General features: G+C 59.0%; 9 protein-coding genes. 3 read left to right on the top strand and 6 right to left on the bottom strand.

Annotated features, from left to right (window positions below):
• Positions 1 to 58: 58 nt before the first annotated feature.
• From AKV04_RS08830 to AKV04_RS08820, 3 genes are all read left to right on the top strand, one after another.
• Positions 59 to 661 (top strand): YitT family protein, encoded by a 603-nt coding sequence (locus AKV04_RS08830; RefSeq protein ID WP_054006086.1) that lies wholly within the window; start codon positions 59 to 61, stop codon positions 659 to 661.
• A 75-nt stretch (positions 662 to 736) separates the two neighbouring features.
• Positions 737 to 2,554, top strand: a complete 1,818-nt coding sequence (gene typA / locus AKV04_RS08825; RefSeq protein WP_054006085.1) for a translational GTPase TypA — start codon at positions 737 to 739, stop codon at positions 2,552 to 2,554.
• A 103-nt stretch (positions 2,555 to 2,657) separates the two neighbouring features.
• Complete coding sequence (locus tag AKV04_RS08820) at positions 2,658 to 3,518, top strand: glycosyltransferase family 2 protein (RefSeq protein WP_054006084.1); 861 nt, start codon at positions 2,658 to 2,660, stop codon at positions 3,516 to 3,518.
• Between the two features lie 15 nt (positions 3,519 to 3,533).
• On the opposite strand, the gene AKV04_RS08815 is transcribed toward AKV04_RS08820, so the two are convergent.
• From AKV04_RS08815 to AKV04_RS08790, 6 genes are all read right to left on the bottom strand, one after another.
• Positions 3,534 to 4,364 (bottom strand): class II glutamine amidotransferase, encoded by an 831-nt coding sequence (locus AKV04_RS08815; protein WP_054006083.1) that lies wholly within the window; start codon positions 4,362 to 4,364, stop codon positions 3,534 to 3,536.
• Between the two features lie 106 nt (positions 4,365 to 4,470).
• Positions 4,471 to 4,764, bottom strand: coding sequence for a DUF1330 domain-containing protein (locus tag AKV04_RS08810; protein WP_054006082.1), 294 nt, complete (start codon positions 4,762 to 4,764; stop codon positions 4,471 to 4,473).
• A 1-nt stretch (position 4,765) separates the two neighbouring features.
• A complete protein-coding gene (gene alaS / locus AKV04_RS08805) occupies positions 4,766 to 7,420 on the bottom strand; it encodes an alanine--tRNA ligase (RefSeq protein WP_054006081.1) in 2,655 nt (884 codons plus the stop codon).
• A 135-nt stretch (positions 7,421 to 7,555) separates the two neighbouring features.
• Positions 7,556 to 8,623 carry a recombinase RecA gene (gene recA / locus AKV04_RS08800; protein WP_054006080.1) on the bottom strand — a complete coding sequence of 356 codons (1,068 nt, stop codon included), beginning with the start codon at positions 8,621 to 8,623 and terminating at the stop codon, positions 7,556 to 7,558.
• Between the two features lie 212 nt (positions 8,624 to 8,835).
• Entirely contained in the window at positions 8,836 to 11,007 is a 2,172-nt protein-coding gene (locus AKV04_RS08795; protein ID WP_156317439.1) for an ATP-binding protein, read from the bottom strand.
• A gap of 236 nt (positions 11,008 to 11,243) precedes the next feature.
• Positions 11,244 to 12,398, bottom strand: a complete 1,155-nt coding sequence (locus AKV04_RS08790; protein ID WP_054006078.1) for an RsmB/NOP family class I SAM-dependent RNA methyltransferase — start codon at positions 12,396 to 12,398, stop codon at positions 11,244 to 11,246.
• Positions 12,399 to 12,440: the final 42 nt, after the last annotated feature.

Genomic DNA, 12,440 nt, shown 5'->3' with positions numbered 1-12,440 from the left:
ACGGCAATTATAGGTCAGCATTATTGACACAGATGCCGCAGCTGCATTACAAAGCGACATGACCGACGCCAACCACCATTCCGCCATTGAGGACGCCCAAGGCATCGCCTTCGGCGTCTGCATGGCTGCGGTCGGGATGCACATCCTCACGTATATGGGTTTCATCGCAGGCCAAACCACCGGAGTCGCAGCCCTGATCAGTTATGCCACCGGATGGCCGTTCTCGGCGGTGTATTTCAGCATATCCTTGCCGTTCCTTTGGTTCGGCTACAAGCGCATGGGGCTGGAATTCACCCTGAAAACCTTCCTCTGCGTCGCCCTGCTATCCCTCGCCATCGCCATCCTGCCACGTTGGCTGTCGTTCTCGCACATCCAGCCCGCCTTCGCCGCCGTCCTCTTTGGCATCCTGTTCGGCATCGCCGCCCTCGCCGTCGTGCGCCACGGCGGCAGCTTTGGCGGCATCTCGATCCTCTGGCTAATCCTGCAAGACCGCACCGGGTTCCAAGCAGGCTACGCGCAGCTGATCTTCGACGCGGTCCTATTCACTGTCTCACTGCTGTTTCTTGATTGGCATATTCTGGGCTGGTCCTTCCTCGGTGCCGCCGTTTTCAACATTTTCCTCGCAATCAACCACCGCCGCGACCGATACATCGCAACCTGACAAGGTTCCTCTGGCCTTTCCGGCCTATCTAGGCTATCGCCGCGCCAAAGCTGACAAAAGAAAGAGACCTCCCCGATGGAGCTTCGCAACATCGCCATTATCGCGCACGTCGACCATGGCAAGACCACCCTCGTTGATGAATTGCTGAAACAGTCCGGTTCGTTCCGCGACAACCAAGCGGTTGCCGAGCGCGCAATGGACAGCAACGACATTGAACGCGAGCGTGGCATCACCATTCTTGCGAAATGCACCAGCCTGGAATGGGGCGGCGCGCGCATCAACATCGTCGACACCCCCGGTCACGCCGACTTTGGTGGCGAAGTCGAACGTATTCTGTCGATGGTTGACGGTGTTGTACTGCTGGTCGACGCTGCAGAAGGCCCGATGCCGCAAACCAAATTCGTCACCGCGAAAGCCCTCGCCTTGGGTCTGCGCCCAATCGTGGTGCTGAACAAAGTTGACAAGCATGATGCAGAGCCCTCGCGCGCACTGAACGAAGTCTTCGATCTGTTCGCCAACCTCGGCGCCGATGATGATCAACTCGATTTCCCGGTGCTTTACGCCTCCGGTCGCTCTGGTTGGGCCGATGTTGAACTCGACGGCCCGCGCAAGGATCTGAACGCGCTCTATGAGCTGGTGATCAAGCACGTCCCCGAGCCAAAACAAATCGCCCGTCGCGCCGAGCCTTTCCAGATGCTGGCAACCACTCTGTCGGCTGACCCGTTCATCGGCCGTATCCTGACTGGCCGGGTTGAGGCTGGCACCCTGCGCGCGGGCGAAACCATCAAAGCTCTGTCGCGCGATGGCACCAAGATCGAGCAATTCCGCGTCTCGAAAGTGCTGGCCTACCGTGGTCTGGTAATGACGCCGATTGACGCCGCAGAGGCCGGCGACATCGTGACCCTGTCGGGCATGACCAAAGCCACCGTGGCTGACACGCTTTGCGCTTTGGAAATCGAAGCCGCGATCCCGGCACAACCGATTGATCCGCCGACGATTTCGATCACCTTCGGCATCAATGACTCGCCACTGGCTGGCAAAGAAGGCTCGAAAGTGCAGTCGCGCATCATCCGTGAGCGTCTGATGAAAGAGGCCGAGATCAACGTCGCGATCAAAGTCACCGACACCCCCGGCGGCGACGCCTTTGAGGTTGCCGGTCGCGGTGAATTGCAGATGGGCGTGCTGATCGAAAACATGCGCCGCGAAGGCTTTGAGCTGTCGATCAGCCGCCCGCGTGTGCTGTTCCAAGACATCGACGGCGTGAAATCCGAGCCGATTGAAGAAGTCACCATCGACGTCGATGATGAATACACAGGTGCCGTGATTGAAAAACTCACCGGTCCCCGCAAGGGCGATCTGGTCGAGATGAAGCCAGCAGGCGTTGGCAAAACGCGTCTGATCGCGCATGTGCCGTCGCGCGGCCTGATCGGCTATCACGGTCAGTTCATGACCGACACCCGCGGCACCGGCGTTTTGAACCGCGTGTTCCATGATTGGGCACCACACAAGGGCCCGATTGAGGGCCGCCGTCAGGGCGTGTTGATCTCGATGGAATCCGGCATTTCGGTCGCCTATGCGATGTGGAAACTGGAAGATCGCGGCCACTTCTTCATTGGCGTGCAGGAACCCGTCTACACTGGCATGATCATTGGCGAACACTCCCGCGATAACGATCTGGAAGTGAACCCGCTGAAGGGCAAACAGCTGACCAACGTCCGCGCCTCGGGCACCGACGAAGCCGTCCGCCTGACCACCCCGGTGAAACTCAGCCTTGAGCAATGCATCGCCTATATCGACGATGATGAGCTGGTCGAAGTGACGCCAAAATCGGTGCGGATGCGCAAACGCTACCTTGATCCGAACGAACGCAAACGCAACTCGCGCTCGGCCTAAAGAAAAACCCGCCGCAAGGCGGGTTTTTTCATTGTCAGAGCCAGCCACCTCAAAAGTTGATTATTGTTGCGTCACCTCACCCCAGATGTAAAATATTTGGATCATGTCGATTGGGAAATCACGCTTGCTTGCACGGCTGAAGAACACGCTTCGCAGTTGGAACCGCAATCGCATTGAACGGTTGCGCAACAAACGTGAATCCCAAACCGCATATGGTTTCAACTTGGGTGTTCTCGGCATCATGAAGAATGAAGCGATGAACATCGACGAGTGGGTGCAGCATTATCTGTCGATGGGCGCTGGGAAAATCTTTCTAATCGACAACGGCAGCTCCGATGACACTGTCCGCAAAGCCAATGCTTGGGTCGCCAAAGGGGTGGTCGAGTTGGTGGAATACCCCGAACGCTATCGCCAACGCCAACATTATTGGACCGCCTTCAACCAGTTGAACATCGCGCGTAAGTGCCAGTGGCTTGTCGTCGCTGATCTTGATGAATTTTGGTTCTGCCCCTCGGGCCAAACCCTTGCCGAACAGTTGAAGGGTTTTCGCGACATTGACGTGATCTATGGCAACTGGCGGATGTTCGGCAGCAGCGGCCACGAAATGCATCCCGCCAGCGTGCGCCAAGGCTTCACCTTGCGGGAACCGCATCTATATTCTCATGGCTTTCGCAAATATATCTGCCGCACTGCCATTGTGAAAACCCGCCGCAGTTTGGGTATACATGTGGTGACGGGTGCGCGATCCGAGCGCACGGTGTCAGATAATGAGCGGTTTCATCTCAACCACTACCCGATCCAAAGTCTTGAGTATTTTCAAAAGGTCAAAATGACCCGTGGCGATGCCACCAAAAGCAGCAACGATTTGGTCCGGGATATGCAATATTTTCACCGCTATAATGCAGATTGCAGCCAGCAAGATCAACTCTTGGCAGATTTGGTGGCCAGCGGCAAAATAGACTAGGCCCCGCTTCAGCCGTTACTCTGCCGCCAGATGGGTTACAGCCGCGCGGGAAGCATAGTGCGGCACCAGTTTGCAGGGCATGAATGCATCCACTTTCACATCTGCGCCGTCAAAGGTGCAAAAGGTGTTCGATGCAATTTCGTTCCAACCGCCCTCCTCCGCCTCCAAGGGCTCCGAGACCACCGCCATGCCGCCGCGCGTCTCGGACCAGCGGTAATACAGCGACGGAGCTGCATCGTCCGTCGCATAGCGCACCGCATACAGCCGCTTGCCATCCGACAAAGCCGCAGTCATCCGCAGATGTGGCAGCGCGCCCTTCGCCTTGGCCACCGCGATAAACCGCGCCGAGGCCCGCTCTAAAGCGGCCCTCGGATCCGCGTCCATCCCTTCCGCCAAAGCCACCAAAAACAGCGCCTCGGAATCCGTCGCACCCTTGCGCGCCGCATAGAGATTGTCTGGAATCATCATATCGGCATCACGGCGAAACTGCTCATAGCCACCGACTTGCCCGTTGTGCATGAATGACCACACGCCATGTACAAACGGATGACAGTTGTTGCGGCTGGTCGCGGTGCCAGTCGAGGCCCGCACATGCGCCAAAAACAGCCCCGATTTCACCTGCGCCGTCAGACTGCGCAGGTTCGGATCACTCCACGCGGGCAGCACATCGCGGTACAGCCCCGGCTCGGGTCGATCACCATACCAGGCCACGCCAAACCCATCGGCATTGATGGTTGAGTGGCACTGCGTCGCGCCATGACTTTGATGGATCAACGAATGCCCCGGACGGCTGATGATCTCATCCAAAAAGATCGGTGCGCCCGCGTAAGCTGCCCAACGGCACATAATCCGCCCTCACATTCCCGGACCTGACTGGCCTCTTAAGGAAAACATACCACAAAATGCACCGACTGCAGCACATTTTTCCGTCAAATTTACGCGAGGCAAAACACTATTCGCCCAGCTCCTCCACCACCACCAGATCGCGATGCGAGGCACCTTTGGCATGAGACAGTGCGGCCTGATAGGCAGGTGAGTGATAGCACTCCACCGCCGCCTCAACGCTGGGAAAGCGAGCCACCACATTGCGCGCCCGGTCGTTGCCCTCAAGCTGAACATAACGCCCTGATCTGGCAAGGAAATTGCCACCGAAAGAGGCCAAAATCGGCCCTGCCAGCACGGCATATTTGCCGTAAGCCTCGGCGTCGATCACCTCAACATGCGCAATCCAAAGTGCCGTCGCCATGTCACACCTCCAAAGCGGCATGCACCGCCGCAATCGCCGCATCGGCCAGCGCAATATCCGCGCCGCCGCCCTGCGCCATGTCCGGGCGACCACCGCCACCCTTACCACCCAAAGCCTCAACGGCCGCCTTTGCCAAAGTCACCGCAGAAATCCGGCCGGTCAGATCCGCCGTAACGCCCGCCGCCACCGCAGGTTTAGCCCCGGTATCGGCAATCAGCACAATTGCACCCGAGCCAATCTGCGCCTTCATCTCATCAATCAGCCCCGGCAAATCCTTGCCCGAAACCCCGAAAAGCACCTGAGCAATCAGCTTTACCCCGTTGATTTCCTTGATCTCTGGTCCACCAGATTTGCCACCCATCGCCAGCTCCCGCCGCAACTGCGCGACTTCATTGACCAAAGCCCGGCGTTCGTCCTGCAGGGCCTTCACCCGATCCAAAACATCGCCCGGATGGGTTTTCAAAGCCACCGCAACAGTCGCCAATCGTTTGTCTTGCTCAAGCAGATGGTTCAGCGCCGCTTGCCCCGTCAAAGCCTCAATCCGCCGCACCCCCGAGGACGAGGCTGAATCGCTCAGCAGCACAAACGCGCCGATATCCCCTGTCCGCCCGACATGGGTGCCGCCGCAAAGTTCCAGCGAATAGGTCCGCCCCTCGCTGCCCTTACCCGAACCGTCCAAGCTGCCCATCGAGACAACCCGAACCTCATCGCCGTATTTCTCACCAAACAACGCCTGCGCGCCCAGGGCCCGCGCATCATCCGGCGTCATGATCCTTGTATCAACCACCGAGTTTTGTCGAATGAATTCATTGACCTCCGCCTCAACAGACGATTGCTCAACCTCAGACATCGCCGCCGAATGGCTGAAGTCAAATCGCAACCGATCCGCCGCATTCAAAGACCCGCGCTGTGCGACATGATCGCCCAAAGCCCGCCGCAACGCCTCATGCAGCAAATGCGTCGCCGAGTGATTGGCCCGGATCGCCCCGCGTCGCCCATGCGACACCTCCAGTTTCGCTGGTTGGCCACGCAAAATCGTGCCCTCCAGCACGGTGGCGATGTGCATGAACACTCCCGCCGATTTCCGCGTGTCGGTCACTTCCGCAAGGCCCGTCTGGGTGCGGATCAGCCCAGTATCGCCGACCTGCCCGCCACTTTCGGCATAAAACGGCGTCTGATTCACCACGATCTGCACCGAAGTCCCAACCTCAGCCGCCCCAATCAGCGCGCCGTCGCGCACCAAAGCATCAATCTGGCCCTCGGCGGTTTCGGTATCATAGCCGAGGAATTCCGTCACGCCATGCGCTTCGGCAATCTCAAACCAGATCTTCGCGTCCGCCGTGCCGCCCGCGCCCGACCAAGCCGCCCGCGCTTTGGTTTTCTGCTCCTGCATTGCGGCATCAAAACCAGCCACATCCACCGCACGCGCCTGTTCGCGCAGCACATCTTGTGTCAGATCCAGCGGGAAGCCATAGGTGTCGTAGAGCTTGAAGGCCACGCCGCCTGGTAAATCGCCGCCTTCCGGCAGGCGATCCAATTCGTCATTCAGCAGCCGCAAGCCCCGATCCAGTGTGGTTTTGAACCGGGTTTCCTCCAGCAACTGGGTTTCTTCGATCAGGCTTTGCGCCCGTGCCAGTTCGGGATAAGCCGTGCCCATCTGCTGCACCAGCGCCGGAACCAGACGGTGCATCACCGGATCTTGCGCGCCCAACATATGTAAGTGCCGCATCGCCCGCCGCATGATCCGCCGCAACACATAGCCGCGCCCCTCATTGCTGGGCATCACGCCATCGGCAATCAGGAACGATGTCGAGCGCAAATGGTCGGCGATCACCCGATGGCTGGTTTTGCCCGGACCATCCGGGTCGGAATTGGTTGCATGCGCCGAAGCCTCGATCAGACTGCGCATCAAATCCGTGTCATAATTGTCGTGCTTGCCCTGCAACAGCGCCCCGATCCGCTCGAGCCCCATGCCGGTGTCGATCGACTGCATATCTAAGGGGCGCATCGTGCCATCGGCGAACTGTTCGTTCTGCATGAACACATTGTTCCAGATCTCAATGAAGCGGTCGCCATCTTCTTCGGCCGAGCCCGGAGGGCCGCCCCAGATATGATCGCCATGGTCATAGAAAATCTCGGTGCAGGGTCCGCACGGCCCGGTCGGCCCCATCCGCCAGAAATTGTCATCGGTCGGAATGCGGATGATCTTGTCATCAGAAAGGCCTGCGACGTTTTTCCAGATCGACGCCGCCTCATCATCGGTATGATACACCGTGACCAGCAGCTTGTCTTTGTTCAGCCCAAAGTCTTTCGTCAGCAATTCCCATGCAAAAGCAATGGCTTGATCTTTGAAATAATCGCCAAAGCTGAAATTTCCCAGCATCTCAAAGAACGTATGGTGCCGCGCAGTGTAACCAACGTTGTCGAGGTCATTATGCTTGCCGCCCGCGCGCACGCATTTCTGCGCCGTGGTCGCACGTTTGTAATCCCGCGTCTCAACCCCGGTGAAGCAATTCTTGAACTGCACCATACCGGAATTGGCGAACATGAGCGTCGGATCGTTGCGCGGCACCAAGGGCGAGCTGTCCACCCGTTTGTGACCGTTGCGCACGAAGAAATCGAGATAGGTTGAGCGGATGTCATTCAACGAAGCCATAGGCTTGGGCCTCCAAAAAGCGAGAAAAACTGGTCCCGCCCCGTTTATCCGCCCCTGCGCGGGCTGTCCACTAGGGATGCAAAAAGGCCGGAAACTTGCTGTTTCCGGCCACATTTTCAACTGCTTGGTCAAAGATCAGTCGTCGAGAACCGGGCCCGCATCTGGGCTGACCGAGAAATCCAAGCCATTGGCGGCGCGGATCCTGTCTTCAATGTCCAGCGCCATCGCCGGGTTTTGTTTCAGGAACGCCTTGGCATTCTCCCGCCCCTGCCCGATCCGCTCATCCTTATAGGAATACCAGCTGCCGGATTTCTCAACCACCCCGGCCTTCACGCCGATATCGACCAGTTCGCCGACCTTGGAGATGCCCTCGCCATACATGATGTCGAATTCAACTTCCTTGAACGGTGGGGATACTTTGTTCTTCACCACTTTCACCCGAGTCGCGTTGCCGACAACCTCGTCGCGGTCCTTGATCGCCCCGGTGCGGCGGATATCCAGACGCACAGAAGCGTAGAACTTCAGCGCATTGCCGCCGGTGGTGGTTTCGGGTGAGCCGAACATCACGCCGATTTTCATCCGAATCTGGTTGATGAAAATCACCATGCAGTTCGATTTGCCGATGCTGCCAGTCAGCTTGCGCATCGCCTGAGACATCAGACGCGCTTGGCTGCCCATCTGCATATCGCCCATATCGCCTTCAATCTCGGATTTCGGCACCAGTGCCGCCACCGAATCGACCACGATCAGACTGACAGCGCCAGAACGCACCAGCGTATCGACAATCTCCAGTGCCTGCTCACCTGTATCGGGTTGGCTGATCAACAGCTCATCGAGATTGACGCCGAGTTTCTTGGCATATTGCGGGTCCAGCGCGTGCTCGGCATCGACAAAAGCGCAAACCCCGCCTTTTTTCTGCGATTCCGCCACCACATGCAGCGAGAGCGTGGTTTTGCCCGAGCTTTCCGGCCCGTAAATCTCAATAATCCGGCCCTGCGGCAAACCGCCAATGCCCAAAGCGATGTCCAGCCCCAGCGATCCGGTCGAGGTCGCCTCGATCTCCATCACCGGATTGTTCTGGCCGAGCTTCATGATCGAGCCCTTGCCGAACTGCCGTTCAATCTGTGCCAGAGCGCTTTCCAGCGCCTTTGCCTTGTCCATATCGCGCTTCCCGTTCAACTCGATCAGATTTGCCGCTGCCATTGCTTTGCCCTTATCCCATGGTTGTCTTCAGGCGGCAATCGCCCAAGATGTTCTGTGTTTGTTTACCCTGTATGAGGGTAAAGCGGGAACATTTCAATCAAATTGTCGCAAGCCCAGTTTTTCGCAACAGGATTAAGGATTGGTTACCAGCGAACGGAGGCAGAACTTTTTTTTCAACCCGCACTCAGCCGCGGCAAAAGAATCGCCCCGGTTCAATGCAACTGGTCCTGCACCGTCGCGGTCAGATCGCTGAGCGAAAACGGCTTTGGCAGGAAGGTCGAATTCGGAATCCGCGCCTGGCCCTCCGACAAAGCCTCTTCAGCATAGCCCGAGACGAAAATCACCTTCACATTCGGCCGGGCTTTCAATGCCTCGCGCACCCAACTCGGGCCATCCATACCCGGCATCACCACATCGGTGACGAAAATATCAACCTCCAAGGCAGGGTCTTCCAATTGTTTCAGCGCATCCTCGGCATTTTCGGCCTCTAGCACCGTATAGCCGCGCATCCGCAGTGCCCGGCTGGCAAAGGCGCGCACCGGGGCTTCATCCTCGACCAGCAGCACCACGCCCTCGCCTTGCCGCAGCACGACTTTTTTCGGCAGCGTGGCCACAACCTCACCCGGTGCAGCACCTGCGAAGATCGGGAAATACAGCTGAAACACCGAGCCTTCGCCTTCGGTCGAATCGACGAAAATAAAGCCGCCCGATTGTTTGACGATGCCGTAAGCCGTCGACAGACCCAGACCCGTGCCCTCGCCCACCCGCTTGGTGGTGAAAAACGGCTCAAAAATCTTCTGCAACCGTTCAGGCGGCATCCCCACCCCAGAATCGCTGACCCGGATCAAGGCATATTCCCCCGCAGGCACAATCGCCCGATCGCGCCGCATCTCGTCGCGCAGGGTCAGCGCCTCGGTCTCAATCCGAATGGTGCCACCCTCGGGCATCGCATCGCGGGCATTGACCACCAGGTTCATGATCACCTGTTCCAACTGCCGCTTATCGGCCCGGATCGCCCCCAAATCCGGCGCATGTGCCAGCCGCAAGCGCACCCGTTCGCCGACCAGACGGTTGAGCAGATGCGCCAGATCTGACAGCACATCCTGCAACTCGATCCGTTCCGGTTTCAGGGTTTGTTTGCGCGAAAACGCCAGCAACTGCCCGACCAAGGCCGCTGCGCGATTGGCATTCTGATGGATCTGGATCAGATCGGCATAGGCGGGATCGGTGCTGTTATGGCGCAACAACAGCAGATCGCAATGCCCAGAAATAGCGGTCAGCAAATTGTTGAAATCATGCGCAACCCCACCTGCAAGCTGGCCAATCGCCTGCATTTTCTGGCTTTGCACAAACTGCGCTTCAAGCGTTTTCAACTCCGTCGCGTCCTGCAATACCGCCAGCACGCCGGGGCGCCCCAAATCGACGATGCGGCGCAGGGTCACCTGCAAGAACACCTCACCCCCCAGACGCCGCGCGCACAACACCTCGGCCCCGCCGGGGATACGCTCATTCACCACATCTGACAGCCAATCCGAGACCGGGCGGCCCAGCCCTTCGAACAGATCGTGCAGCATCTCGGGCGCATCATCCAGATGCAGCAGGTCGCGTGCCGCTTTGTTGGCCTGCCGCAATGCGCCATTCACCTCAAATTTCAGCAGCGCCACCGGCACATGCTCAAAATCCGCCGACATGCTGGCGTCATTCGGATGCCGCGCCACCGGCAACAAGTATATCTCGCGCCGCTCACCCAAGCCCTCAACCTCAGCCAGAATCGCCCGTACCGGCCCGGTGGCAGCCGAAACCTCAACCTCCTCACCCGAATGTAGAATGGCCGAGGTGAACACCCGGTCCAGCCGCTTCGGTCGCCCGCCCAAAAGCCTGCGCATCGCGTCATTGGTGAACAGCACCACGCCCGCCTTGTTGGCGGTCAACATCGGCAGGCTCAGCGTTTCTGCGCCACGCGCCGCCGTCGCGCGATCCTGAAATTCTTCCAGCCGCCACAAATAGCGCGTCCGGGTCAGCCGATGCACCGACAGCCGCAGATGACCGCGCCGTGTCGCCACATCTTCGCGCGCCGAGCCAGAGTGACTGGCGCGGGTCTGCAGCCGATACAGCACCGCCGAGGGGGCGGCAAAATGGTCTTTCAGCACCGAAATCAAGCTGCCGCCGCTCACAGCGCCAAAGCGCGCGCCGGTGGCCGCGTTTTGGTAGCCGATTTGACCATGGGCATCGCTGGTAAAACAGGGGGTTGCATCCAAGCCCACCAGCGCAATCAACCGCGCCTCAAGCTGACTTTGCGCCCGTTCCGCCCACCAGCCAGAGCTTTGCTGCAACATCGCCAGTGCGGCAAAGGTCAGGCCCGCCGCCAGAAACATCAGCTGCATCACCAGTTGCGCCGACAACAGAATGCCCACCGCACAGCCACTGGCGGCAGCGATCAGCACCCAGAGGCCAAAATGCTGCTGTCTTGGGGCAAATACCTTGGCCAAGCTTATCGTCGAACTGGCCACTCTGTCCTCCGATCCGGGATTCGTTTCGCCCCATTTGGCGGGCAAAGTGTTAAGAGGCGCTTAACCGCCTCACAAATAAAGCGAAAATCACGCTTAAGTTGTGTACGAATTCAAACTTCGCGCGTCAACAGCGCCACAAAAAATCCATCCGCGCCCTGCAGCGGTGAAAACCGCCGCTGCAAGCGGTTACTCCAACCGGGATGACGGGCGAGAAACGCCGCAATTTGATCCTCATTTTCGGCGTTCAGCATCGAACAGGTGGCATAGGCCAGCGTGCCTTTGGGGGCCAAAAGCCCGGCCACATCGTCTAAAATCTGCGCTTGAATCTGGCACAGCGCTGCCAGCCGCGCCTCGGTCAGCGCCCATTTGCCCTGCGGATCGCGCCGCCAACTGCCCGAGCCAGAGCAGGGTACATCCGTCAGGATCACATCGTAATCCGTTCCAATCGCTTGGGTTTCCGCCACCGTGATCTTAACCCCAGCCCGCGCCGCCCGCGCTGGAATATCCCGCATCCGGCGCGGATCGACATCATGCGCCGCCAGCTTGACCTGCGCCTGCGCCGCCATCGCCAAAGCCTTGCCGCCGCCACCGCTGCAATAATCCAGCACGCGCTGACCATCCGCCAAGGGCAAGGCTTCAATCACCGCTTGGCTGGCGGCATCCTGCAATTCCACCAAGCCGGAGAGATAGGCCTGAGAATTCTGTATTTTTCGTGCGTTCTCTGTAACTTCTAAGGCAGTCTTCGCAAGTTGGTTTAACGCGCACACAATACCTTCCGCCGCCAAAGCCGCTATGGCAACCGCAACCGTGCCCTTCGCCAAATTCACCCGCAAAAACACCGGAGCCCGCCGCCGCAGCGCCTGCATCACGGCGGCAAAATCATCGCCCAATGCCGATTGCAGCGGCCCCGCCAGCCACTCTGGGCAATCCAAGGCCACATTGCCCGCGGGCGTAAAGCCTGCATCGGCATCGCTTAAAGCTCCGGGCGCATGGCCCTCCCCGGTAAACCACTCCGCCGGGTCCAAGCCGCGATCCCGCAGCCCGCCGAGAACCAGCCCGCGCCCCGTTAAAGCCCCGCCCAACGCCGCATAAGACCGCTTGCAGCGCAACGCATCAAACACCAGATCGCGCACAGCCGCCCGGTCGCCGGAGCCTGCAAAGCGACTGCCACGGCCCCAGTTGGTCAAGGCCTGCTCGGCTGGCGCCCCCGCCAAAATCCGGTCCAGCACGTCAATCGCGGCAGAAAGCCTAGCTTGCGGTGTCATATGCTGCCCCTTTTGCCCCGACCCGCTATTCCCTACAGCGCG

Source organism: Cypionkella psychrotolerans (assembly GCF_001294535.1).
GTDB classification, from domain to species: domain Bacteria; phylum Pseudomonadota; class Alphaproteobacteria; order Rhodobacterales; family Rhodobacteraceae; genus Cypionkella; species Cypionkella psychrotolerans.
Note: the sequence above shows the minus strand (reverse complement) of the source record. Positions and strands in the feature narration are given on the sequence as shown.